This is a genomic window from Halobacillus sp. A1 (assembly GCF_024189295.1).
GTDB lineage: Bacteria > Bacillota > Bacilli > Bacillales > Halobacillaceae > Halobacillus_A.
In genome coordinates, this window is sequence record NZ_JAIZEN010000001.1 from 358,697 (window position 1) to 385,696 (window position 27,000).

The window sequence follows — 27,000 nt, forward strand, 5'->3', positions numbered from 1 at the left end:
ATATATCTATTATTTTTATATCTATTGATATATAACAGGAGTTTCATTAGAATAAAATGTAAACGCTTTAATCGAGGAGGGCGATGACTGCATGCATGTACCTTTAGTACTTACTGATTTCCTGGATCGTGCTGTTGAACTTTATGGAGAGAAACCCGCTATTATTGATGATCACCATATTCTTACTTATAGTCAGTTAAACAATCGTGTGAACCAGCTGTCCCGAGGATTGAAAGACTTACAAATTCAAAAAGGAGACAAAGTTGCTTATCTGGCACCGAATTCCACTGAAATGCTGGAAGGTTTTTATGGAGTTTTTCAAGTAGGTGCCATTATGACATCTTTGAATACGAGGCTGAAACCAGATGATTATAAGTTCATACTCACTCATAGTGAAAGTAAAGTATTATTCGTCGAAGAAGAGCTCTACCCTTTAGTTGAACCTATAGTTTCAGATATACCTCAATTAGAAAAGGTGATTATCCATGGGGCACCTTCCGGAGGACACGAAGGGTATGACCAATGGAGAAATCAATTTTCAACGGAGACGTTCGATCGTGAAGAACTTGATGAATCTGATATCGCCTGCTTATTGTACACAAGTGGCACAACTGGAAATCCGAAAGGTGTACTCCTTTCCCATCGCTCCAATTACCTGCATGCTTTGTCAGCTATGCATCATTTACGAGTATCAGACCAGGACACCCTGCTCCATGTCCTTCCGATGTTTCATGTAAATGGATGGGGATCGCCGTTTTATTACACGATGAATGGAGCAACCCAGGTAATGCTGCGTAAAGTGGAGCCGGAAGCCATTTTAAATAAAATAAGTAAACATAAGGTATCGGTTCTGCACATGGCGCCGACCGTCTTAAATATGATTCTCGAACAATATGAAGTTATGAATATTGATATCGATCAAAAGGTGAGGATCGTCATCGCCGGATCCGCTCCCCCTCCTGCATTCGTAAGAAAAGTGGAAGAAGAGCTCGGATGGGAATTTATCCAAGTCTATGGCATGACAGAAATTAGTCCGCTCATTACAACTTCCGCTTTACGAGGTTCTGAAAAAAACCTGCCTAAAGAAGAACAGTATTTATTAAAAGCTAAAACAGGGTACGCCATGGTAGGATCCAAGGTCAAAGTGGTCGATGAATTAGGTGAAGATGTGCCGGCCGATGGGAAGTCGATTGGAGAAATCGCTACCCGATCGAATAATGTTATGGAGGGATACTACAAAAACCCGGAAGCAACCCATGAGACGATTCGTGATGGGTGGCTTTATACAGGAGATATGGCGGTTGTAGATGAGCGTGGCTTCATTGAAATTGTTGATCGAAAAAAAGATGTAATCATCAGCGGAGGTGAAAACATCTCTTCCATAGAAGTCGAAGGTGCTCTATATGACCATCCGTCCATCCTCGAGGCGGCTGTCGTTGCTGTACCCCATGAGAAATGGGGAGAAGCGCCGCATGCCGTTATCGTAGTGAGAGAAAATCATTCCTTATCAGAAGAGGAACTGAAAAACTATTGCCGCGCCAAACTCGCTCATTTTAAAGTGCCTAAAAGCTGCTCTTTCGTTGAGGAACTGCCTAAAACAGCATCGGGTAAAATTCAGAAGGTCGTCTTACGCAAAGAATTGTGGAAGGGTGAAGATCGAATGGTACGGTAACATGAAAGCTGCCTTGATTATAGAGGCAGCTTTTCTTATGACCATATCCAGATGTTACCTGCTGGTATATAAAGGGAAGAGGTCACTAACTAAGGTAAGGAGGCTTTCTTATGGAACAAGAGAGAAAACGTCCAGTTGTTGCACTGACAGGGGCGAGTGGATATATCGGGAACAACTTGTTAGAGAAATTGACACAATACGCCGATGTTATTGCTTTATCAAGAAATGGTGATAACAAAGAGGATAGTGAGCACGTAACATGGAGATCCTGCGATTTATATTCGATGGTGGATGCTGAGAAGGGTCTGGAAGGAGCAGATATCGCTGTGTACCTTGTCCATTCCATGCTTCCGTCCGCTAAATTGACACAAGGAACATTTGAGGATATGGACGTCATCCTGGCGGACAATTTTGCCCAGGCAGCAAAAAAACAAGGAGTGAAACAAATTGTCTACTTAAGCGGTATCATTCCGAAAGCGGAAAAGCTGTCCCGTCATTTACGAAGCCGCTTAGAAGTTGAAAACATCCTCGGGGCGTATGGTGTACCTGTGACGACCATCAGAGCGGCCCTGATTGTAGGTCCTAAGGGGTCTTCTTTTCCAATCCTTGCAAAGCTTGTAAAACGGCTTCCTGTCATGGCATTGCCGAAATGGACACGTATAAAAACACACCCGATCGCGTTACCAGATGTGCTGGAAGCACTAGATAAAAGTATAGATAACCATCGACTAAAAGGACAAGCCATTGATGTAGGAGGACCTGAAGTAATGACTTATAAAGACATGATGGTTCAAACTGCGGAAGCGATGGGGAGAAAACCGAAGTTGTTTGATGTACCTTTTATTACAGTGAAGCTTTCACGTCTCTGGGTAAGTCTGACGACGCAATCTCCAAAAGAAATGGTCTATCCCTTGATAGAAAGCCTCGTTCATCCGATGACGGCTTCTTCTGAAAATATGGACGAGGAGATTAGTCGTGGGAAGATGACGTTTAAACAAGCGGCTGAATGGTCATTGGAAAAGGAAAAAGAATCCTCAAGCTCTTCCAATAATAAATTCAAGGCCCCACAAGTTCAGCAAGATGTTCGTTCCGTTCAGCGAATACAGATTCCCGAAGGTAAAGACGCTCAATGGGCAGCCCAGCATTATGTAGAATGGCTTTCGAATAAATTTAATCCTCTTCTTCAGTCGGAAACTGATGAAAAAATGAACTATAGAATTAAATTAGCTTTTCCGGACAAGCCATTATTAAAGCTATCTTATTCACATGAACGCAGTACTTCTAAACGTACGCTTTATTATATTACAGGGGGAATATTTTTCGATTCGAATAAAAATGAAAGGGGGCGTCTAGAATTTAGACAAATCCCAGGTACACAGGAATGTATTGTGGCTATTCATGATTACATGCCTTCTCTTCCTTGGTTCATCTATAAATATACACAAGCCAGAGTCCACCTGTTGGTCATGTATTTATACCGAAAACACTTACAAAGTATGATAGAATTATCAGAAACAGGGAGCGGAGACGTCAGGGAAAACCCGATGCAAACCAGCTAATATTGCGGTCAGCTCTTTCGATAAGAGCTGGCTTTTTTAATAAGAAGTTATTCGATGATATGGATTATAATGGAATATATAAATTGGAGATTTTTTGAGTGGATAGGGCGGCGGGAAATGGCAAGATTCCTGTGACTGAAGTGCTATGTAGGATCTCTGTTCCGTCATCGTGAGGAGTGGAAGAATGGACTCGCTTTCCGTGGGAGTGCGGTGAGCTTCCTCAGGCTGCCGCCTTCCGGGATCTCACCAATCACTCTCATCCCACAGGAGTCTCGCCCATTCCTAAAACCACCTAACTTATATTACGGACGGAACTAAGATATAAGAAGAAAAACACTTTCTTATACCACCGTTTGTAGAAGGTGAAGAAAGTTCTCATGTCCCTACATAGTAACCCGCATGAGTACTATATAGCTCCAGCTTTTTTCCTTAAAGGAGACATGCACCTTCCCAACTTTTCATTTTTAAAAAAAGTAATATTTGCTCAAAGAATTTATGAATTTTCTTTCATAATCAATGTTTAGAGGTGCGAATCACAAATAGTGAGCTTTTATTTAGGCTGTTTCTCATTATGAGATAAGGTTGTTGTGGCTTATGATGAAAAAGCGGGTCAAGAGGATTCCGAACTACCAAAGAAAAACGCTGAACAGTTGGAAATCAATCAGAAAAAAGAGAGTACCGCATTAAAACATAGATGGCATAGTAGATTACCACAACTGTAAGTCAAGGATGTGAAAAATAGATGGAACTACCAGGTGAGTTCGTTCGAAATGTGATATTGGCCTGTCCTCATAAAGGGGAAGAATGGTTAAATGACCTGCCTCAATTGATTACATATTGTGAAACGAATTGGAAGCTCAAAATGCACTCACCTTACAAGCTTTCGTTCAATTATGTAGCTCCAGCCACTATAATAAACGGGGGAGAAGTAGTCGTGAAATTAGGGTTGCCTGAAGAGGGGCATCACGATGAACGACTTGCACTCCGTTCCTTAAATAAACAAGGTATTGTCCAATTAGTGGATGAGGATCCTGTCCGCCGCATTTTGATTTTGGAAAAAATAGAGCCAGGTCAAATGCTTGCTGAATGGGAAGACGATCAAGAGGCAACGAAAATAGCAGCTAAGGTTATCGATCGACTGCTAGTTCCCGCTGGTAAACATATGGATTTGCCGACCACGAGAAACAGGGAGAACAATCTTAAACAAATATGTGAGGATAATCCCGGGGGGTTGGACCCTATTTCGAGCAGCGTTTTAAATCAAGCTCTAGCTGTTTTCGCTTATATGAACCGCACCATTAAGGAATATAAAATTTTACACGGTGATTTTCATCATTATAATGTACTGAAAAATGGGGATCAATCGTGGGTAGCGATCGATCCTAAAGGACTCATAGGGGAGACCGAATACGACCTGATTCAATTTTTATTGAACAAATTGCCTGAACATGGAAAATTTGAAACGATACAAGAACGAATAAATATTTTGACTGAGATGCTGACTCTGAATAAAGAACGGTTGCTATTATGGGGATTCTGCCATGCGGTATTATCAACATCATGGACTGTGGATAAACAAACCGGGCAATATAACAAAAAATTTTATGAGGGGATCGATATTTTTAAAACCATGTACGAAAACACATTCAACCGCTCATTGTCTGAAGCGTTGATGTAAAAAGGAGGCGCATAGTATCTCACGAAAACAAGCGGTTTTAATGGCAGGTATAATACTCGTAGCTTTCAACTTGCGCCCTTCCTTAACTGCTGTAGGACCTCTGGTCGGATGGATACGGGATGAGTTCATGATCTCAAACGGGACAGCAGGGGTACTTACTACACTTCCCCTTGTTGCTTTTGCGATTCTTTCCGCAATAGCCCCTCGCTTAAGTCTGCGGATTGGGAACGGTAGATCCATTTTGCTTGGATTGGTCGTGCTTACAGTTGGAATTGTTTTTCGCTCAGTCGAGTGGCTCAGTGCATTGTTCGCAGGTACAGCACTTATCGGTATTGGAATTGCAATTTGTAATGTGTTGCTGCCTGCGATCGTCAAGCAGCATTTCCCCGCTAAAGTAGGTCTCCTTACAGGACTATATTCTATATCGATGAGCGCTTTCGCTGCCCTAGGTTCAGGAGTGAGTTATCCTTTAGCTGATTCATTGGCTGCTGGATGGCAGGGGTCGCTTAGAATTTGGGGCGTCCTTGCACTGATAGGTCTGATTGTTTGGCTGCCGCAAGCGCGTTTAAAAAGAAAACCTGAAAGAATTCCAAAAATAGATATCAAAAACAGCCCACTATTACGTTCAAAAATCGCCTGGCAAGTCACTCTATTCATGGGACTGCAGTCGTTTATGTTTTATTGTCTCATTACCTGGCTTCCAGAAATTCTGCAAAGCAGAGGTATGGCCCCTTCAGAGGCAGGGTGGATGCTTTCGTGGCTTCAACTTGTCGGACTTCCCATTACTTTTCTGACTCCTGTTCTTGCAGGACGAATGAAAAACCAGCAGGGAATGGTTTGGGGTATTGGGAGTGTCTATATCATCGGTCTGATCATCCTATTGTTCAGTGAAGATTTTATACCGTTAGTCTTAGCTGTAGCATTAATGGGGATAGCGCAAGGAGGAGCGATCAGCTTGGCACTTACTTTGATAAGTTTGCGTGCACCAACCGCTGTGCAAGCTTCCAATCTTTCTGGCATGGCTCAGTCTTTTGGGTACTTTCTCGCTGCTGTCGGTCCGGTTTCCATAGGATTTCTGTTTGATGAAGTACAATCATGGACAATCGCTATTCTTATTTTTCTTCTTGTAGTCTTAGGTATGATAATGTCTGGTAATGGGGCGGGCAGGAATATGTATGTTCCGGAAGAAAATCTTTCATAAATTATGAGAATTCTATAGATGAAATTATCATAAAAAGTTCTTTATTGAGAAGGAAGTTCTTTCGTTTTATCAGATCTAGGAATAAGACATAGATCTGTAATTTTTAGTTATTTTGTTCATTATTAAGAATAAAAGAGGATTAGATAATGAAGAGAGATTGGAAGAATCCATCTTTAGATGTTTTAAATATCAGCATGACTATGAACGGACAACGTTGGAGAGGCGGTCATGACGGTGGAGGAGGTTGTAAAAAAGACGATAGAAAAATTTAGGTAAAGATTGTGGATCATCGGCTCAATTAGACAGCTAGAAATACGATACAAGAACCCTTAATACTTCAAGTGTATAAGGAGGTGTACCAATAAAGTGGATAAATGAAAATGAAGGTTTGAAATTGTAACTAAGAGCAAACAAGAAAAAGATTTCAGAGAAACATGGGAATATTTCTGTGGAAAATATTACTGGCAATGATTCTAATGCTGAAAATGGAGAGCGTTTTAATTTAATGATTCCTTATAGGCTTAAACTTGTGAAGAGGGATAGAGTTCGAAACCATTGAATTAATTTCATATGATCTTTTTACCCTGACAGTACAGTGGAAGGGAGGTTTCCTTTTAGTAAAATTGATAGAATCAAAAAATGTGAAAAAAATACTTGGTAGTTCGACAAGTTCGGCCTCAATTAAAAGGTCATGAATGTTAGAAAAAATCAGACAAGTCCTCTAAGCCCAGCCTACGTTCAAAGAAGCTAGTTTGTTGTTAGGCGAAATTATCTAAAACCATCAAATCAAGAATTTCTTCCAACTTTTGCTCTTTTTTGTAATAAACCATTGACACGTTCTTTATATAGAACTAGAATGTACTTAATATCTAAAAATAAAAGTATAAAAAGTTGAAAAAAGGTATATTTATATTTTTTTAATCATTACGTTCGTTATAGAGAATTAACCTATTTTATGATTAAAGGTGGTAGCTATGAGTAATTTGAAACGGGTAACATACAGTGATGAACGTCGTGGAAAAGAAATTAATCTTAAGGATTATTTAGATGTTTTCAAAGGACGCTTCTGGATACTCATTATTATGATGTTACTAGGGGGCGGGGCAGCTTATGGCTACAGCTACATGAACAATACGCCAATTTATGAATCATCAACCCGGATGATTCTCGGCGGGGAAGATGAAAATATGAACACGTTAATGGTCATGATCAAGGATCCTATCATTATGGAAAAAGTGAGAGGTGACTTGAATCTTCCTCAATCAGCTGAAGGATTAGCTAATCAAATCGAAGTAAGTCAGCTTGACGATTCAGAAGTAGTTCAAGTGGCCGTTACAGCAAACGATCCCCAAATGGCAGCGGATATCGCTGATAAAACGGCTGCAGTCTATAAAAGTGAAATCGTCAATATACTTGAATTCAAGCAAGTTCAAATTTTATCACAAGCGAAGGTTAATCCGTTTCCGACCAATGAATTCCAAGATAGAAATATCGTTATCGCAACAATAGCCGGGCTGGTTTTAGGAGTTGGAATTATATTTTTACTCGATACATTGGATGGCACAGTCAAGTCCAGGGAAGAACTTGAAGATTTTCTTGGTATTCCGGTAATTGGTACTATATCCCCAATGAATAAGAAGAATAGTACTACTAGAGGTCAAAAGCGGAAAACCGAGGACGCAGAAGTGAGGAGTGAGTCGGTTGAAATTAAATAAAGTAAGGGAAGCTCCGGATAAGAAAAGTAAACTCGTCACGCACTTCAACCCTGAATCCTTGATCTCGGAGCAGTTCCGGACGTTACGCACCAATATTCAATTTCTTACAGAAAACCTTAACCAGCGGCTGTTTTTAATTACTTCCTCCGGAAAAAAAGAAGGAAAATCCACTACTATCGCTAATCTGGCCATATCTATGGCTCAGCAGAAACAAAAAGTTCTGCTAATCGATACAAATTTGAGAAACCCTACCGTACATCAATTATTCAAGACGGATAACCACGAGGGTTTAACGGATGTTTTGACTGGAAGGTCCACTTTAAAAAATGTAGTGCAGCCTGCGGGTTTTGGCAGTCTACATATAATAACCACTGGAAAACCAAGTGCTAACCCTTCAGAATTACTAGGCAGCGATATAATGGTTCAAGTTTTATCAAAAGTAAGCCTGGATTATGATATCGTGCTCATTGATGCCCCGTCCGTTCTTCAGTCAAATGAAGCACGAGTATTAGCTAATATGTGTGATGGTGTCGTGCTAGTAGTCAATCGAGGAAATACGGACTTGCGCAAAGTGATGGAGGCTAAGAAAGTATTAGATATCGTACATGCTAATATAGTGGGTGCGATCATGAATGAAAAAGGCAGGAAAATTTTTTGACATTTCGTTCTTTATTACGAATGAAACTTCTGTAATAAAATGCGGTGATATCTCCTGGCCGTTATCAACGGAGGTACTCGACCATGTCGTGGGTTGAAATAAGACCTTAGCGCGAGTTGCATTGGCATGGTGTGAGGATGGGTTAAATGCCCTTATTAAAATTCACAGGTAAACGATTCTTGAAGAATTGCTTACCTGTGAATTTTAATCTATGAAACTAGGAAAGGAGCGAAGTGATGACCTACCGGCAAAGACTATCTCTATTCATATTCATTGACTTATGTATCGTAATTGCCTCTTTGTTAATTATAAGGATGTTAGTTGAATCGCTGCTCTACGGTTCCGGAATTCTATTAATCGTGACCATGGCAGTAATATTCATCAGTCATATTTATTTTTCTTTCAACCTTCATCTTTATAGAAAAGCTTGGGAGTATGCGAGTGTTAACGAGTTGATTGTCATTGGCAAGACGGTGACCTACTCTATTGTATTGACAGCACTTGTGCAGGCCCTGCTTTTTCAAACGGTACTTGTGAGAATGCTTGTACTTACGTGGATGATTCATATTCTTTTAATTGGGGGCTCCCGTTTTTTATGGCGGGTATATCGAGATTCAATTATTCTCGTTCGTCAAAATCAGCAACGGACCTTGATTGTCGGGGCAGGATCAGCAGGTACAATGGTTACAAGACAACTCCAAAAAGGAAATGACTCAGAGCTCAAACCGGTCGCTTTCATAGATGATGACATAAGGAAACGCAACCTGGACATTTTGGGATTGCCTGTGGTCGGAGGTGTTCAGGACATTGCGAATAAGGTGAAAGAACTGGAGATCACTCACATAGTAATAGCTATCCCTTCTTTAAATAAAAGGGAACTAAATACAATATTTAATGAATGCGCAAAAACCGAAGCAAAAACGCAGATTTTACCAATGTTAGAGGACCTGGTAACGGGAAAAGTGTCGGTAAAACAGTTTCGTGATGTTAAAGTGGAAGATTTATTAGGACGAGAACCTGTAGTGTTGGACACAGAAAGTATTTCGGAATATGTAGAAGAGAAAGTGGTTCTTATTACCGGGGCAGGAGGATCAATTGGGTCTGAAATCACAAGACAGGCGGCTCGATTCAACCCTAGAAAAATAGTATTACTCGGTCATGGTGAAAACAGTATTTACACAATTGAGATGGAAATGAGATCAAACTTTTCTGATGCTGGTATTGAATTTGTCACAGAGATCGCAGACGTGCAGGACGCTGAGAAAATGATGATGATCATGCAATCTCATCAGCCAGATGTCGTCTATCATGCCGCGGCCCATAAACACGTACCGCTTATGGAACGAAATCCAGAAGAAGCTGTAAAAAACAATATAATCGGCACGTTGAATGTAGCCAAAGCTGCCAGCTGGTACGATGTTGGCACCTTCGTCATGGTATCAACCGATAAAGCAGTCAATCCGACGAGTGTGATGGGGGCGTCCAAACGGTTAGCGGAAATGATCGTTCAAAGTATGAATCAACAAAGCTCCACTAAGTTTGTAGCCGTGCGGTTTGGCAATGTGCTGGGAAGCCGTGGCAGTGTAATCCCGCTGTTTCGAAAACAAATTGAAAAAGGCGGACCCGTCACTGTGACTCATCCAGACATGATCCGTTACTTTATGACCATACCTGAAGCTTCCCGACTCGTGATTCAGGCAGGAGCTTTAACAGAAGGTGGAGAAGTTTTCGTTCTCGATATGGGAGATCCTGTGAAGATAGTTGATCTCGCCAAAAATTTGATCAAGCTCTCCGGCCATACCATTGATGAAATCGGAATTGAGTATAGCGGGGTCCGGCCTGGTGAGAAATTATTTGAAGAGCTTCTTAAAGAAGATGAAATTCATAAGGATCAGGTCTATCCAAAAATTTATATAGGGAAAACAGCGCAGTTATACATCGAAGAGATTGAAGCAATTATTTCCAACTATGAAACGTGGAGCCGTGATGAATTAAGAGAGCGGCTTATACAGCTGGCCAATCATGCTGAGCAGGAAAAGCCGGTGCTGCCGATTATCAGCTGACTTAAGGAGCAAGGCTTAAAAAATGCATTTGGCAGCTGATAAGTCTAAACTCCAATAGATTAAGAAGAAGGTAGGGAGCTAACGACATAATCGTAAGGATGTGAGGGCAATGGTTCAGAAAGTACTATTCAGCGCCACCGTCGATTATCATTTTAAAGCATTTCATCTTCCCTATTTAAAATGGTTTAAAGAACAAGGGTGGGATGTTCATGTAGCAGCCAGTGGTGAAATCGAGCTTCCCTATGTGGATCAAAAATATAATATTCCTATTCAACGCTCTCCCATGGACAAGAAAAATATGAAAGCTTATCGGCAATTAAAAAAGATTATTGATGATAATCAATATAACATCATCCACTGTCACACGCCGATGGGCGGGGCGCTTACAAGATTAGCATCAATAAAAGCGAGAAAGCACGGGGCAAAAGTCATTTATACAGCTCACGGGTTTCATTTTTGCAAAGGTGCTCCGCTCATGAATTGGCTGATGTACTACCCAGTTGAGAAGGTGCTTGCTCATCTAACTGATAGTCTCATTACGATCAATGAAGAAGATTACCATCTCGCGCAACGAAAATTAAAGGCTGCCAGCATAGAACTAGTACATGGAGTAGGCGTAGATTCTGAAGAATTCAAGCCTGTACCCTATAAAGAGAAAATTGCTTTAAGAAAGTCATACGGCTATCGGCCAGATGACTTTTTATTTATTTACCCGGCAGAATTCAATGCAAATAAAAACCAGCAATTTCTGCTTCACGCATTTAATTTAGTGAAAAACAAGATACCAAATGCAAGGCTGTTACTAGCGGGTGAGGGTGCTGGATTAGCGGATTGTAAAAAGATGGCTGAACAGATGGAAATACAAAGTAAAGTAGATTTTTTAGGATTTAGAAGAGATATGAAACAGCTTCTATCCATAAGTGATGTTGGTGTAGGTTCAAGCCTTCGTGAAGGGCTTCCAGTAAACATTATGGAAGCGATGGCTTGTGAGTTACCCATTATTGCTGTTGAGAACAGAGGTCACCGTGAGTTAATTGATCATGATGTCAACGGCTGGCTGATTTCGAAGGACGAAGTAATAGAATTTTCGAGAAAAATGCAGGTTCTGGCAAATAACCGAGGATTAATAGAGCAGCTAGGTAAAGAAGGTAGAAGAACAATCGTTGGAAAATATAATGTCCCAAAAGTTTTAAACCAAAAGAAAGTCATCTATCAATCCTATATGAAGGAAGAGGGGGTGGGAGAGTGGGCCGTCCGTTAAGAGTGCTCCACGTTGTCGTTAACATGAACCGGGGCGGAGCAGAAACTTTATTGATGAACTTATATCGCAATATTGACCGAACAAAAGTCCAGTTCGACTTTTTAACATGCAAGCCCGGCGTTTTTGACTCAGAGATAGAAGATATGGGCGGTATTATACATCGCATTCCTTATGTAACAGACGTAGGACACCTTGGTTATAAGAAAGCCTTAGTGAACTTTTTTGAGTCCCAAGATTATAAGATCGTTCATGCTCACTTGGATAAAATGAGCGGGATTGTGCTGCAGTGTGCGAAAAGATCGGGGGTTCCTGTAAGGATTGCTCACAGCCACAATACTCGGAGTGAAGGCGGAATTGTTAGTAAACTATACAAATCATTTGCGGGAAGTCATATAAAAAAAGATGCTACTCATAGATTTGCGTGTTCTCATTCAGCTGCAGAATGGTTGTTTGGAAGACAATCCAATCAAACGTATGTATTAAAAAATGGTATTGATAACCGAAAGTTTCTATATTCCAGTAAAGACCGCCGGGACGTCAGAGCCCAGTTGAATATTCGTGATGATACATTTGTCATCGGTCACGTTGGAAGGTTCAATCATCAAAAAAATCATGAGTTTTTACTTGAAGTCTTTCAGCAGTTTTCTAAGGTACATGGCAATACGATCCTGTTATTGGCTGGAAATGGAGTTCTGAAAAAGAGAATGGAAATGAAGTCCAGGGAATTAGGAATCCATGAACATGTGAATTTTCTTGGGGTCCGGGAAGATGTAGATAAGCTGCTCCAAGCTTTTGATATGTTCCTTTTTCCTTCTTATCATGAAGGACTGCCTGTTACCTTAATAGAAGCCCAAAATGCAGGGCTGCCCTGCTTTATTACAAATACTATAACTGAAGAAGTAGATATGGAACTGGGATTAGTCCAGCAATTCCCTCTTCCTCATCATCATGAGTGGGTGGAAGCGATCAAAGCTTTATCCGTTCAACGAAGCTCCAGGTTGATTGATCCTGCCAAGCTTACACAAAAAGGCTATGATATCCAACAAACAGCTATAAAAACTCAAAATGACTATATTCAATTAGGGAGGGAGGTCAGTTGAAGCTGCTAACGATTTTTACACCTACCTATAATCGAGCATTTTGTTTGGAAAAACTATATCAAAGTCTCGTAAATCAAACCAACCAAAATTTTATATGGCTGCTCGTAGATGATGGTTCTACTGATGAAACTGAGAAATTAGTAGAGCAGTGGATTTCAAAAGCTTTAATTTCTATTAAATATATTTATCAGGATAATCAAGGGATGCACGGAGCTCATAATACTGCTTATAAAATAATGCAGACCGAACTTAACGTTTGTATTGATTCAGATGACTATATGCCTGAAGATGCAGTAGAGCAAATCGAAACATGCTGGAAGGAGCATGGTGACAACAATGTAAGCGGCCTGATTGGACTCGACTCTTACACTGACGGGGAGGTTATAGGGACACTGCTGCCTGAAGGAATAAAAAAGTCCACGTTATTTGATTTATATAATAAGCATGGCGTCAAAGGAGACAAAAAGCTTGTTTATCGAACAGAGCTGACGAAGGAATTTCCTTACCCCCTTTTTGAAAATGAGAAATATGTTGGACTGGCTTATAAATACTACAAGCTGGATGAAAAGTACGAAATGCTGCTGCTCAATCAAGTGCTGTGCCGGGTAGAATATTTAGAAGATGGCTCTTCGCGTAATATGCTGAAGCAATACCGCAGGAACCCAAAAGGGTTTGCTTTTTATAGGAAGGAACTGATGACACTGCAATTTGTCAGTGTCTCTTTTAAATTTAGACAAGCCATCCATTATGTTTCGAGCAGCTTGATGAATAAGAATACAAACTTCCTAAAGGAATCTCCTAATAAAGGGATAACGACTTTTGCCATTCCTTTTGGTTTTCTTCTTTTCTTATATGTAACAAGTAGAACAAGGGACGTTCTTAGCTAAGCAGCTGCGGGGCTGCTTGGAAAGGAAATCAATATGACATTATTATGGATGAATCTATTCCTCGTTTTTTGTTTAGTATTACTAGCTAGAGTGCTCGCGGTTGAAGTACACACGAATACCGCCGTTTTATTTAAGCCGAATAAACTATTTGTTTTCGTAGCTTTAATCTCGTTAGTAGCAGTAGCGGGGTTGCGTTCTAATATTGGAGATACTTTTTTCTACATGCACGCCTATGAAGTGAATACTTTTACATGGGAGCTAATTAAAGAGCAAAAGGATATCGGTTTTGGAGTTTTGCAAATGCTTCTCCAATCGATATCATCAGATCCACAATTATTGATTTTGACCACTGCTCTTATTACAAATGCACTCATTGTAATCGTATTGTACAAATATTCAAGGATGCTGGAACTTAGTCTTTTCGTATATATAACGGGTGGCTTGTTTTTAATTACGATGAACGGTATTCGACAGACGTTAGCAGCAGCCATTGCCTTTACAGCAATTAAGTACCTGGTGGAAGGCGGTTTCAAAAGATATGCAGCAGTCATTTTAATCGCCTCACTTTTTCATCAGAGCGCGCTTATTTTACTGCCGGTGTATTTTATGGTTCAAGTAAAGGCATTCTCAAAAGCAACTTTAGCATTGTTGGCATTTGCTGTTCTTCTAGTAGCTGGATTTGATCAATTTTCTTCGATACTGTTTTCAGCAATAGAAGATACTCAGTATGGAGAATACAAAGATTTTGCTGAGGGCGGAGCAAACTTCTTAAGGGTAGCAGTCGAAGGGGCGCCCCTGTTTGTAGCTTACCTCGGAAGAGATCGATTAAGAGAAGTTATGCCAAACAGCGACGTTGTTATCAATATGTGCTTGATCGGATTTGTTTTCATGGTGATTTCCACTCAAAATTGGATCTTTGCACGATTTTCGATTTATTTTGGACTTTATCAATTAATTCTCGTTTCATGGCTCGTTCCTCTCTTCAGGGATCGGGATGAAAAGCTGGTATATTACGGGATGCTGGTTTGTTATTTATTTTATTATTTTTATGAAAGTGTCATAACATTAAATATTTCTTATGAAAGCCATTATTTATTGTGGTAAGGGGGAGAAAAAATGGCGATCTTAGTAACGGGCGGAGCGGGATACATCGGGAGTCATACATGTGTTGAACTGCTAAGTGAAGGATATGAGATAGTAGTTGTTGATAACTTTTCAAACAGTCATTATGAATCATTAAGAAGAGTAACTGAAATTACGGGTAAAACTTTTAAGATCTATGAGTTCGATCTTATGGATAAGGAAGAACTTGAGAACATATTTGAAGAAAATGATATTGAAGCCGTCGTTCATTTTGCCGGGCTAAAGGCAGTTGGAGAATCAGTGAATGAACCGCTCTGGTATTATGCTAATAACGTAATTGGCACGGTTATTCTCTGCGAGGTAATGAAAAAGCATAATGTGAAAAAACTCGTGTTCAGCTCCTCTGCAACGGTTTATGGTAATAGTGATGAAGTACCGATCAAAGAAGATGCTCTCTTATCAGCAACTAATCCTTATGGAAGGACAAAGCTGATGATTGAAGAGATCCTAAGAGACCTCTACTTATCTGACTCAAAGTGGAGCATTGCTCTGCTAAGGTATTTCAACCCTATCGGAGCCCATGAAAGTGGAAGAATTGGAGAAGCTCCAAATGGAGTTCCTAATAACCTGCTTCCTTATATCTCTCAAGTAGCTGTAGGTAAATTAGATCGTTTGAATATATTCGGAGACAATTACCCAACGAAAGACGGTACAGGCATACGTGATTATATCCACGTAGTAGATCTGGCAGCAGGACATTGCAAAGCGATAGAAAAGGTGCAGTCATCTACTGGAGTGGAAGCTTACAACCTCGGAACAGGCAGAGGCTATAGCGTGTTTGAAATGATCGATGCCTTTGAAATGGCTTCAGATAAACTCATTCCTTATACCATTTTAAAAAGAAGACCAGGAGATGTTGCTGTCTGTTATGCAAATGCCACTAAGGCTTTTGAAGAGTTAGGATGGGAGGCCGTACGTGGGATTGACAAGATGTGCCAGGATACATGGAGGTGGCAAGTGAATAATCCGAATGGTTTTGATAATTTGAACGCTTTGATGAAACCAAAAGAACCTTTGCTGAAACAGGCAAAGGATTTTTTTATACCTGTTAGTAAATGAATGATAGGTACAGGAGATGGAACCTATGAAAAGGACCATAGACATAACGATTTCACTACTTCTTTTATTAATCTGCTCTCCTCTTATATTCGGGGCAGGGCTGGTAGTGAAAATGACAATGGGGTCACCGATACTTTTTAAGCAGGAACGTCCTGGATTACATGAAAAGCCATTTCATCTTTATAAACTGAGAACGATGATAGATGGAGAGAATGTGCCCGATGAAATGAGAGTAACAAAATCCGGGAAATTTTTAAGAAAGTACAGCCTGGATGAATTCCCACAGCTGATCAATGTCGTTAAGGGGGACATGAGTTTAGTAGGACCAAGACCTCTGCTCATGGAATATTTGCCGCTTTATACAAAAGAACAAGCTATGAGGCATGAAGTAAGACCTGGTATTACAGGCTGGGCCCAGGTAAACGGAAGAAATAGTATCTCGTGGGAAGAGAAGTTTCAGTATGACACATGGTATGTCAGAAATCATAGCCTGATGTTAGATACGAAAATCTTATGGAGAACAATACGAAAGGTGATGAAGAAAGAAGGAATAACACCTGAAGGGCGTGGAGCAATGGAAAAATTTACAGGCTCTCGAAAAGTGATGTAGGATGAAAATAATATTAATTGGTGATGGAGGACACAGCAGGGTTATTCGGGATATTATTTTAGCAAAAGCTGATGAAGTTTACGCTGTTTTAGATGATAAGTATACGAGAGGTACTGAAAAGGCAGGGAAATATTACGGACCAGTCGCTCACCTTCATAAAATCATGAATGAGGATTCTAAAGTAGTCATTGCTATCGGCAATAATCTAATTAGAAAAAGGATAATGGAAAGGTTAGATATCCACTTGGAACAATACTCAACATTAATTCATCCAACAGCCTTTGTCAGTTCGACAGCTGAAATAGGAAGAGGAACAGTGATTATGCCTTTCGCGGTCGTTAACGCTTCAGCACGTGTAGGGAATCATTGTATTATTAATTCTTCTGCCATTGTAGAGCATGATAATATAATCGGTGATTTTTGCCACATCTGCCCTAACGTTACATTAACCGGAGACGTATTACTTGGCGAAGGCGTTGAGATGGGTGCTGCGTCCGCCGTCATACCTGGTAAAAGTATAGGCAGCTGGTCCATAGTAGGGGCTGGATCAACCGTCATCCGCAATGTTTCGGCTCATAGTAAAGTTGCCGGTTCGCCAGCGAAAAGCATAAGAAAGTCGATGCCAATCAAGTTTTTACAACGATCAGGGGGTGATTCATATGAAAAACTCAAGAATTTTTCTCTCCCCGCCACACATGACAGGAAATGAACAGCATTATATAGAAGAGGCGTTCAAAAGTAACTGGATCGCACCCGTTGGACCGAACATTGATGCCTTTGAAAAAGAAATAGCAGAATACGTAGGAGCCAAAGGAGCCGTAGCCGTCAGTTCAGGGACTGCAGCGATTCATTTGGCTCTTTCTTTATTGAATGTCCAAAGGGGCGATCGAGTATTCTGTACCAGCCTGACATTTGTTGCTACTGCCAATCCAATCGTGTATCAGGGAGCAGAGCCCGTCTTTATTGATTCGGAACCGGAAAGCTGGAATATGTCGCCCATCGCTTTAGAAAAAGCGCTCTCCGAAGCTTATCGAAAACGTCAATTACCTAAAGCTGTCATCCTTGTTCATTTATATGGACAAAGCGCTAAAATTGATCAAATTCAGGCGCTTTGCGACCTTTACAAAGTCCCTCTGGTAGAAGATGCGGCTGAATCACTAGGATCCTTATACAAAGGGCAGCACACAGGGACCTTTGGAGAATTTGGAATCTATTCTTTTAATGGAAACAAAATCATTACAACCTCCGGGGGTGGGATGCTTGTTTCCAACAATCTAGAGGCACTTGAACGAGCTAAGTTCTTAGCTGCGCAAGCTCGCGATAAAGCATTACACTACCAACATAGCACAACTGGATTCAATTACCGGATGAGCAATATCCTGGCTGGTGTGGGAAGAGCTCAATTGGAGGTAATTGATCAACGGGTAGAGGCGAGACGAAGATTATATGAACGGTACAAGAGAAAGCTTACCATGTTAACAGGCTTACAGTTCATGCCCGAATTGCAAGACACAACAACGAATAGATGGCTTACAGTATTTACGCTGGATTCAGAACACTCCAACGTTTTACCTGAACAGCTGATTATGAAAATGAGTTCCCAAAATATAGAGGCACGACCTGTATGGAAACCTCTCCACTTACAGCCTTTATTTAGAGACTGTCAGTATTTTTCTCATCGGCCGCATGAAGATATATCTAAGGAACTTTTCTTAACGGGCATATGTTTACCGTCTGGTTCAAATCTCACAGATCTCGAACAAAATAGAGTCATTGCATGTGTGCAAGATGTATTTGAGAAAGCGGTGAACAAAGAAGGAATTATATAAAAAAAGGGATATGAGGTACCATGAATGATTGGAACTAACATATATAAAATACGGCGTGGTAAAGGTATAACGTTATCTGAACTTGCTAAAAAGGCTGGTATGTCAAAATCAAATTTAAGTAATATTGAACGAAACATAAATATAAATCCATCCATAAATTTAATAGAGAGAATAGCTGAGTCATTGGACGTAGAGCTGTATGAAATTATACAACTGGAAAAGCCTATAATTGAACCTGCACCATTATTCGAAGATGAATGGGTTGAATTTATTCAGGACTTAAAGGATTCAGGGATAAAAAAAGAAGATCTACCTGAATATAAGCGTTTGATTGAGTTCATTCACTGGCAGAATCAACAGGATAAAAAGTAAAACTATACAGAATCGAGGGAAGAATGATGATTGGCTCCTCACCTATTAGAATTCTTCATGTTACTGGAGGAATGAACCGAGCTGGAACAGAAACGATGTTAATGAATATTTATCGCAACTTAGACCATGAAAAAGTCCAGTTCGATTTCATTTCCTACAGCAAAGAGGAATCCCACTACGATCGAGAAATTAAAAAGCTGGGCGGCAGGATCATTAAATTGAACAAGACAAACTCAATAATAGAAATTTACAATGCAATTAAGAAATACGGACCTTATCAAGCCATTCATTCCCACACATTATTCCATTGCGGTATAGCCAATATCGCAGGCTTCCTTGCCGGCGTCAAAGTGCGAATCGCACACGCTCATACTACACAGGATGAAAGTGATCAATGGGTCAAAAAGGTTTACATCGCATGTATGAGGAAAATGATTTTAAAAGCTTCTACTGATTTATTATCCTGCAGTGAACAGGCTGGAAGATACTTGTATGGAAAAACTAATTTAAAACGAACAAGATATACGTATTATCCTAACGTCATCGACTATATTGAGTTGTTAGTAAAGCCCCGCCAACAAGTCAATGAATTCAAAATGAAGTACGGATTAGGGAACAGTCTTGTAATCGGTCATGTTGGACGGTTCATGGAAGCTAAAAATCATCCGTTCCTGCTGAGTGTTATGAAAGCCATCGTCCAAAAAAATCCTGCTGCTAAACTCCTGTTAGTAGGCGATGGAGATTCAAAAAAACAAATGGAAGCCAAGGCGCTCCAATTAGGCATAAGAGACAATGTAATCTTCGCAGGAGTAAGAGAGGATATGGCTACGATGTTTCATTCAATGGATATTTTCGTTTTCCCTTCTACTTATGAGGGATTAGGACTGGTCTTACTGGAAGCTCAGGCAAGCGGTCTGCCATGTATTGTTTCAGAGGCCATTCAGCCGGAAGCCGACTTAAATATGAATTTGTTCACTAAGCTTCCTTTATCCGAGAGTCCAGAAACTTGGGCTGATAACATTATAGAGAGAGCGGGACATAAAGAAAAGAATATCAATAAGATTATTAACAGTTTTGAACTTCATCATTACAGCATCAATACAGGAATTACGAAATTATTAACAATTTATCGAGGAAAGCAAGGAGGCCATTATGAAAAAACTGTTAATCACCTCCTTTGACATGGAAGTAGGCGGAGTAGAGCGGAGCCTGATCAGCATGCTGACACATTTTGATTACAATAGGTACGATGTTGATTTGATGCTTTGCAGCCATACAGGAGAATTTATGGAGTTACTCCCAGAAAAACCAAGTCTTCTAAAAGAAAACATGTCCTATAAAACATTTAGAATGCCGGTCTCCCAAGTATTAAAACAAGGGAAAATCCCGATAGGATTCTCCCGGTTATATGCTAAATATCGGGCAAGGGTTGGAGAATCATCAGAAAAAGGGTATAAGCAAATGCAATACATGTGGAAATATGCTTTACCTTTCCTACCGAAAGTTGAAAAAAAATATGATGTTGCAATCAGTTACCTCTGGCCCCATTATCTCGTTGCAGAAAAAGTGGAGGCTAAAACTAAAATCGCCTGGATCCATACAGATTATTCGATGGTTGATACAGATGTAGAGATGGATATTGCCTTATGGAAAAAATTCAATCATATTATTGCAGTCTCCGAACAATGTAAGCAGGCTTTTATAAGAAAATATCCATCTTTAAATAATAAAGTAACTGTTATCGAAAATATAACTTCTCCTGAATTAGTAAGAGAGCAGGCAAAAGAAAATGTACAAAACCCTATGGATCATGATGAGCGATTCAAAATTATAACGGTAGCTCGACTTTCTCATGCAAAAGGTATTGATCAAGCGGTTCAAGCGATGAAATTATTAATTGAACGCGGGTATAATGACATTGTCTGGTATGTAGTGGGGTACGGAGGAGATGAAGGTCTGATCAGAACACTCATTAAAGAATATGGATTGGAAGAAAACTTTCATTTACTAGGGAAAAAAATTAACCCGTATCCTTTTATGGAAGCAGCAGAATTATACGTTCAACCTTCAAGGTACGAAGGCAAAGCAGTTACCGTAGGAGAGGCACAGCTATTAGGTAAACCTGTCCTTATTACGAATTACCCGACCGCTCCCAGTCAAGTAAACGATAGAATAGATGGTATGATATGTGAATTGTCCCCTGAAGGAATCGCCAATGGGATAGAGGAACTCCGTCAAGACGATTCATTAAGAAAACAATTGGAACAGAACTGTACGAGCCAGGAGTATCAAAATTACAATGAACTAGAAAAACTATATCAAATGGCATAGGAGGTGAAAGGAGTGGGTGAAACGGTTAGCGTAATCGTACCTATATATAAAGTGGAAAAATATCTCCACCGCTGCATCAACAGTATCCTTCAGCAAACCTACCAAAAAATAGAGGTAATCCTGATAGATGACGGCTCCCCGGATCGCTGTGGTAAGATAGCTGATGAATTTGCTAGAAAAGATACAAGGGTAAAGACTTTCCATAAAGAAAATGGAGGACTGTCCGACGCAAGAAATTATGGGATGAAGCATGTAACAGGCGAATTCACTATGTTTGTAGACAGCGATGACTGGCTTGAACCAAAAGCTATTGATCATATGGTGCACGCTATACTCTCGTTTCAAGCTGATGTCGTTCAATCAGCTTTTTATTATGCCCACAAAACCTATATGCTGTTTGATCAAAGATACTATACCAAAAACGGCGACTTGATTCTCTTAAATAACGAAAACTTGATGAAAGAGTTAGTAAAAAACGAAACCGTAAAAAATTTCGCCTGGGGGAAACTATACAGAACAAAGCTGTTAAAAGATATTCCGTTTAAAAAAGGCGTATTGTTTGAAGACGTGTTCTGGGCCCATCAAGTTATGCATCGAGTAAACAGGTTCATCATTCTCAACGAACCACTCTATTACTACTTACAGCGCGACGATAGTATCGTCGCAAATTATACAACTCGAAACCTGGATATCATTAAAGGATTGAAAGAAAGACACGCATTTATTGAAAAAGAATATGAACCACTCATTCAAGAATCTTATAAAAGCTTACTAAAAACATCCCTGATCCATTACAACCTATTGTTTATGAATAGAAAGGAAGATAAAAAAGGTCAACATCGAAAGGATATTCAGAAGTACATTCATGACCACTTCTCTCAATTGAATAAAGCTACTGAAAAAGATAAGCAGTTGAATCTTCAGCTGCGTTTGTTTTATAAAAATCCTTATTTGAATTTATTGTATTTGGGAATTCATAAGGTTATAAGGAAATTCAAGTTGTATTCTAAAACAATCGTTTTGGAAAAGATTAAAAATAGTTCTATTTGAGTGGTGATTAATTTATGTCTAATAGGAATAGTGAGCTTCTTAGTAAACTGAATTTAACTAGGATTAACGAAGAAAACGTCATAGCAGATTCTGTGATTAAGGTAGTAGACCCTAGAGATCTATTAAATTCTAAGAGATTTGATATAATGGCAAAATTTATATATGGATTTTTTTTGAAAAATAATATTAAAAGTGATTGGGGTTATAGATTATATGAAGATCACTTGTGGGTGTTCAACCGCTATGATGAAGACGATGGTTCCGGAAAGAAAGGAATAAAATCTTTTATAGATTCTTACAACAAAACTTTTTTGTCCATTAAGGAAGAAGGATTTAATGACAATCTTTCAGTTATCCCCATAGATGAAGATAATGTACCTTTGGATGGGGCGCACAGAGTTGCCGCATCTTTATTATTTGATAAGAGAATTAAAGTTCTTACTATTAAGGGGTTAGAAACTAATTACAATTATGAGTTTTTTGAAAAAAAAGGTTTGCAACATAAATGGTCAGATGCCATAGCTTACGAATATTGTAAATTAAAAGGTAACGTATCTATTTTAACTATGTTTTCAAATGTCTATAAAGAAAAAGAGGAATTATACAGAATAATTAAAGAGTATGGAGACATCTATTATGAGCGAGAGTTAAATATTAGTAATATTGGTTTAGATAATTTATTAAGTCAATTAGAGATTAGTGATAGACCAAGAAAGAGTGCAAAGGGTGGACAAACTATTACAATAATTCTAATTGAAAGTATGAAAGTAAATTTAGATGAGCTAAAATGCAGTATTAAAAATATAACAGAAAAATCAATTCACGTTAGCACGTCACGCAAGGAAGTTTTAAATCTCGCTAAACTTTTCTTTAATACAAATAGTGTTGAATTCTTTAATCGTACTAACTATAGAACTTACAACGATTTTGAATACAAATTAAAAAATGTAATAAGTAAAGATATAGTAAGCAAGGATCGATACTGTATTATTGATGAAACCTTATTTTCAAAAAAGGCTTGTAACACAATTCTTCTCAACTTTGATCAAAGGTCTATTGAGGTATTGCAGGAAGATTTAAGAGAAAAAGTACCTTTAAAAAAATTAAATAAAATAGATAAATTAATGGACGACATAATTTTTAACCCAGAATATCATTTTTATTATAAAGGTATTAAATTTGCAACCTATGCTTCAATAAAAAAAATGAAGAATTATGCTTTCTTATACTCTCTAGTAGACAAATTTAGATTCCGTGGGCTTAAGCAAGTTAGATACAATCTCACAAAAAAAATAAGACTTGCCAGATTGAAGATGGTAACGATTAAGAATAAATATAATTTACTTTAAGCTAGTTAAGGAGAAGAAATTATGAAGAAAAAAATATTGTTTGTAATTGATTCCCTAAATTGTGCAGGGGCAGAAAAAAGCCTAGTTACTCTTTTATCGCTATTAGATTATTCTAAATTTGAAGTGGATTTAATGTTGTTTTCACAAGGCGGAGAGCTTCAAAGTCTAGTTCCGAAAGAAGTTAATATATTAAACCCTATTAGCTACACATTATTCACTTCACTGGGATTAAAAGATTCTATACGGTACACATTAAAAAAGTTGGAGTTTAGAAAGTTCCATGCAAGAACAAAATACTCGATTTTTATTAGGAAAGGGAAGCCTCGAAATGTGGAGAAGGCGAGATTATATTGGCAAAGCTCGTCTAAAGTAATAGAGTCAAATTCAAAGGAGTACGATATTGCTATTAGTTATGCACAAGGAATTCCTACTTTTTATGTAGCTGAAAAAGTAAATGCTAGAAGAAAATTTGCCTGGGTTAATGTTAGTTACAGCATGAATAAAAAAGATAAAGACTTTCAAAGCGTTTTTTATGATCAATTTGAAAAAGTAGTTGCAGTTTCAACTACTACGAAGAAAATATTTTTAGAAACTTTCCCTCAATATTCTAAAAAGACAACAGTGATTTATGATATAAATGATTTTAATTTAATTTCAGAAATGGCAGGGATAGGTGAGAAAGAGATTGATTATTTTAAAGGGGTTAAAATTCTTACTGTTGGAAGGTTAGATTATCAGAAAGGTTATGATATTGCGTTAGACGCGTGTGAAAAACTTAAAAAGGCCGGAGTGGATTTTAAATGGTATGTTTTAGGTAAGGGACCTCTTAAGGAAGAAATCATTAAAGAAGTCGAAAAGAGAAATATTGGAAAACATTTAATCTTACTAGGTATAAGATCAAATCCTTATCCAATATTTAAAAGTGCGGATCTTTATGTGCAGACCTCTAAATTTGAAGGGTTTGGTTTAGCAATAGCTGAAGCAAGAATGTTAAATATCCCCGTAGTCACAACGGAATTTGATGCAGTATATAACCAAATGATTAATGGGAAAAATGGATTAGTAGTAGGTATGAACGGAGAGAGTGTCTTTCAGGGTATTATGAAGCTGCTCAATAACCAAGGACTTAAAGAAGAAATTATTAATTATTTGAAATTAGAGAAAAAAGGCAATATAGAGGAAGTTGAAAAATTTTATGACCTTATAAGTTAAGGTAGGTGAAGAAGCGAATGAAGGAGAAAGAAAAGATACTTTTCATGATTATCAGTATGAACATTGGAGGAACTGAAAAAGCTCTGCTTAATATGATCGCGACTATGCCAAAAGATAAGTACGACATTTCGATTTTAATGTTGGAGAGGAAAGGTGGATTTTTAGAGAGTATTCCTAAACATGTTCATACCAGGTATTTAGATAACTTTTCTGAAATTAAACCATTAATTAATAATCCTCCTTTACAGTCATCTTTAACATTATTTAAACAAAAAAAATATTTAGAATTCATTAAATTTAGCACCAGTTATATACTATCAAAAATGTGTAACAATAAAGCAATCTTTCTAAAGTATTTAGTGCGAAACCTTCCCCATATCAATTATAAATACGATACTGCCATAGCTTATGCAGGTCCAATGGACTTCATAAGCTATTTTATTTTGGAAAAAGTTACAGCAGCAAAGAAAGTTCAATGGATACATTTCGATATAAATAAGATAGGTTTTAATCAAAGATTTGCTGAAAAATCATACAAAAAATTCGATGCGCTATATATTGTATCAGAAGAGGCAAGAAGCAAGCTGCTGGAGCAAGTTCCTTCCTTAAATGACAAGTTGAAAGTCCAGCATAATACTGTTTCACGTCAAATCGTAAGACAACAAAGTAAAAATGGAATTGGATTTAAAGATAATTTTAATGGAATGAGAATATTGACAGTAGGAAGACTTTCTCCTGAGAAAGGCCATGATCTTTCCATAAAGGTATTATCAAGGTTGGTCAGAGAGGGGCACCATATCAAGTGGTATGTGTTAGGAGAGGGGAAAAGTAGAGAAGACTATGAAAGAATCATTAAGGATTTGAGTGTTGAAAGCAATTTTATTTTATTAGGAGCTGATTCTAACCCTTATCCTTATATGGCTCAATGTGACATCTACGTTCAACCATCTAGATATGAAGGGTACTGTATTACTTTATTGGAAGCTAAAGCGTTAAATAAAGCAATAGTTGCGACAAGCGTTAATGGAGTAAATGAGCAGTTAAATCACGAAAGAACAGGTTTAATTACAGAAATAGGAGAAGAAGAATTATTTGAATCAGTGAGAAAGTTAATTATTAATAAAGATCTACGCCAAAAACTGTCAAATAACTTACTCATAGAAAACTCTAAAATAGAAACTGAAGAATTGATTATTTGATAACGTTAGGTAAGGAGGAAATGAGAGTGCCGTGTATTAGTGTAATAGTTCCTATTTACAATGTAGAACGCTATCTTCCAGCTTGTCTAAATTCAATATTAGCCCAAACATTTACAAATTTTGAGCTAATCCTCATAAATGATGGCTCAGAAGATAGATGTGGCGAAATATGTGATAGTTTTTCTGAACGGGATAATCGTATCAAAGTAATACACCAAAAGAATTCAGGAGTATCTCATGCAAGAAATGAAGGGTTAAAAGTGGCAAAAGGAGACTATATAGCTTTTGTTGACCCCGATGATACGATTGAACCCTCAATGTATGAGGTGATGTATAGTGTAGCCTGCGAAAATGAGGCTGATATGACTGTTTGTAGAATAAAAACACTAAACCTATTCACTGGCACCGAATCAAAATCATCAATTTATGAAGGTAAGGAGAAGGTTTTATCTCAAAACGATATAAAAAATAAAATTATTCCTTTAATACTCAATAACAAAACCGTTAGTTTATCATCTAGTGTAAATAAACTATATAAAAAATCTATTTTTGATTTGTACAATGTTAAATTTGAAGAACATAAAAGCCATAGTGAAGATGTGCGGCTGAATTTAAAAATTCTTCCACATATAGATCGTTTAGTTTATGTAGATGAAGCCTTATACAATTATTTTATTCGAAGAAATAATTCTTTGACGCAAGTATTCAGGGAAGATTTATATGATTATATTAGTGATAATAGGAAGTTATTGATCAAGATGTGTAAGGAGTATAGCAGTCCGCAGAAATTAATTAAGAATGTAAGGAGTCATTATGCGAGTGTCACCTTAAATTTCATTCAAGGTTTAGTTAATAGTTCACTTCCTATTAAAAAACAACTTAAAATACTTTCTACTATAATAAAGGATGAAGAATTTATTAAAGATATCGCTTGTTATCAATCTCCATCGCTTTTCCTGAAAATATTAAAATTAATTTGCAGATTTGGAAATGAGATGCTGATCATAAGGGTAGTTCAGTATAAATATAAATTAATACACTTCATAAGATGA

Annotated in this window: 24 protein-coding genes; all 24 read left to right on the forward strand. The window is 38.3% G+C overall.

Annotation, left to right across the window (positions count from 1 at the left end; genetic code table 11):
* Positions 1-91: 91 nt before the first annotated feature.
* The 24 genes from LF817_RS01630 (at position 92) to LF817_RS01745 (ending at position 27,000) form a co-directional block, all read left to right on the forward strand.
* Entirely contained in the window at positions 92-1,672 is a 1,581-nt protein-coding gene (locus LF817_RS01630; RefSeq protein WP_253934013.1) for a long-chain-fatty-acid--CoA ligase, read from the forward strand.
* A 110-nt stretch (positions 1,673-1,782) separates the two neighbouring features.
* Complete coding sequence (locus LF817_RS01635; RefSeq protein WP_253934014.1) at positions 1,783-3,231, forward strand: NAD(P)H-binding protein; 1,449 nt, start codon at positions 1,783-1,785, stop codon at positions 3,229-3,231.
* Positions 3,232-3,973: 742 nt separating this feature from the next.
* The gene (locus LF817_RS01640; RefSeq protein ID WP_253934015.1) at positions 3,974-4,909 is read left to right on the forward strand and encodes an aminoglycoside phosphotransferase family protein; all 936 of its coding nucleotides are present in this window, start codon (positions 3,974-3,976) and stop codon (positions 4,907-4,909) included.
* A gap of 40 nt (positions 4,910-4,949) precedes the next feature.
* A complete protein-coding gene (locus tag LF817_RS01645) occupies positions 4,950-6,110 on the forward strand; it encodes a CynX/NimT family MFS transporter (protein WP_253934016.1) in 1,161 nt (386 codons plus the stop codon).
* A 146-nt stretch (positions 6,111-6,256) separates the two neighbouring features.
* A complete protein-coding gene (locus LF817_RS01650; RefSeq protein ID WP_253934017.1) occupies positions 6,257-6,382 on the forward strand; it encodes a paeninodin family lasso peptide in 126 nt (41 codons plus the stop codon).
* A 702-nt stretch (positions 6,383-7,084) separates the two neighbouring features.
* Entirely contained in the window at positions 7,085-7,825 is a 741-nt protein-coding gene (locus LF817_RS01655; RefSeq protein WP_253934018.1) for a YveK family protein, read from the forward strand.
* Complete coding sequence (locus LF817_RS01660) at positions 7,812-8,483, forward strand: CpsD/CapB family tyrosine-protein kinase (protein WP_253934019.1); 672 nt, start codon at positions 7,812-7,814, stop codon at positions 8,481-8,483. Before LF817_RS01655 ends, LF817_RS01660 begins: the two co-directional genes overlap by 14 nt.
* Positions 8,484-8,719: 236 nt before the next feature.
* The gene (locus LF817_RS01665; RefSeq protein ID WP_253934020.1) at positions 8,720-10,546 is read left to right on the forward strand and encodes a polysaccharide biosynthesis protein; all 1,827 of its coding nucleotides are present in this window, start codon (positions 8,720-8,722) and stop codon (positions 10,544-10,546) included.
* A gap of 109 nt (positions 10,547-10,655) precedes the next feature.
* A complete protein-coding gene (locus LF817_RS01670; RefSeq protein ID WP_253934021.1) occupies positions 10,656-11,807 on the forward strand; it encodes a glycosyltransferase family 4 protein in 1,152 nt (383 codons plus the stop codon).
* Positions 11,792-12,907: a glycosyltransferase family 1 protein gene (locus LF817_RS01675; RefSeq protein WP_253934022.1), complete on the forward strand. Its 1,116-nt coding sequence runs from the start codon at positions 11,792-11,794 to the stop codon at positions 12,905-12,907. The genes LF817_RS01670 and LF817_RS01675 overlap by 16 nt, the downstream gene beginning before the upstream one ends.
* The gene (locus LF817_RS01680) at positions 12,904-13,794 is read left to right on the forward strand and encodes a glycosyltransferase family 2 protein (RefSeq protein WP_253934023.1); all 891 of its coding nucleotides are present in this window, start codon (positions 12,904-12,906) and stop codon (positions 13,792-13,794) included. The genes LF817_RS01675 and LF817_RS01680 overlap by 4 nt, the downstream gene beginning before the upstream one ends.
* A gap of 33 nt (positions 13,795-13,827) precedes the next feature.
* On the forward strand, positions 13,828-14,898 hold the full coding sequence (locus LF817_RS01685) for an EpsG family protein (protein WP_253934024.1): 1,071 nt from the start codon (positions 13,828-13,830) through the stop codon (positions 14,896-14,898).
* Between the two features lie 12 nt (positions 14,899-14,910).
* The gene (galE, locus tag LF817_RS01690; RefSeq protein WP_253934025.1) at positions 14,911-15,996 is read left to right on the forward strand and encodes a UDP-glucose 4-epimerase GalE; all 1,086 of its coding nucleotides are present in this window, start codon (positions 14,911-14,913) and stop codon (positions 15,994-15,996) included.
* 25 nt (positions 15,997-16,021) lie between these two features.
* Positions 16,022-16,606 carry a sugar transferase gene (locus LF817_RS01695; protein ID WP_253934026.1) on the forward strand — a complete coding sequence of 195 codons (585 nt, stop codon included), beginning with the start codon at positions 16,022-16,024 and terminating at the stop codon, positions 16,604-16,606.
* Position 16,607: 1 nt separating this feature from the next.
* Complete coding sequence (locus tag LF817_RS01700) at positions 16,608-17,315, forward strand: acetyltransferase (RefSeq protein WP_253934027.1); 708 nt, start codon at positions 16,608-16,610, stop codon at positions 17,313-17,315.
* Positions 17,266-18,435: an aminotransferase class I/II-fold pyridoxal phosphate-dependent enzyme gene (locus LF817_RS01705; protein WP_253934028.1), complete on the forward strand. Its 1,170-nt coding sequence runs from the start codon at positions 17,266-17,268 to the stop codon at positions 18,433-18,435. The genes LF817_RS01700 and LF817_RS01705 overlap by 50 nt, the downstream gene beginning before the upstream one ends.
* A 24-nt stretch (positions 18,436-18,459) precedes the next feature.
* On the forward strand, positions 18,460-18,807 hold the full coding sequence (locus tag LF817_RS01710; protein WP_253934029.1) for a helix-turn-helix domain-containing protein: 348 nt from the start codon (positions 18,460-18,462) through the stop codon (positions 18,805-18,807).
* 71 nt (positions 18,808-18,878) lie between these two features.
* Complete coding sequence (locus LF817_RS01715; RefSeq protein WP_253934030.1) at positions 18,879-19,988, forward strand: glycosyltransferase family 1 protein; 1,110 nt, start codon at positions 18,879-18,881, stop codon at positions 19,986-19,988.
* Entirely contained in the window at positions 19,960-21,138 is a 1,179-nt protein-coding gene (locus LF817_RS01720; protein ID WP_253934031.1) for a glycosyltransferase, read from the forward strand. The genes LF817_RS01715 and LF817_RS01720 overlap by 29 nt, the downstream gene beginning before the upstream one ends.
* Before the next feature lie 12 nt (positions 21,139-21,150).
* On the forward strand, positions 21,151-22,188 hold the full coding sequence (locus tag LF817_RS01725; RefSeq protein ID WP_253934032.1) for a glycosyltransferase family 2 protein: 1,038 nt from the start codon (positions 21,151-21,153) through the stop codon (positions 22,186-22,188).
* A 14-nt stretch (positions 22,189-22,202) separates the two neighbouring features.
* Positions 22,203-23,537: a hypothetical protein gene (locus LF817_RS01730; protein WP_253934033.1), complete on the forward strand. Its 1,335-nt coding sequence runs from the start codon at positions 22,203-22,205 to the stop codon at positions 23,535-23,537.
* 21 nt (positions 23,538-23,558) lie between these two features.
* Positions 23,559-24,749: a glycosyltransferase gene (locus tag LF817_RS01735; RefSeq protein WP_253934034.1), complete on the forward strand. Its 1,191-nt coding sequence runs from the start codon at positions 23,559-23,561 to the stop codon at positions 24,747-24,749.
* A 17-nt stretch (positions 24,750-24,766) separates the two neighbouring features.
* Entirely contained in the window at positions 24,767-25,948 is a 1,182-nt protein-coding gene (locus LF817_RS01740; protein ID WP_253934035.1) for a glycosyltransferase, read from the forward strand.
* Positions 25,949-25,974: 26 nt separating this feature from the next.
* On the forward strand, positions 25,975-27,000 hold the full coding sequence (locus LF817_RS01745) for a glycosyltransferase (protein ID WP_253934036.1): 1,026 nt from the start codon (positions 25,975-25,977) through the stop codon (positions 26,998-27,000).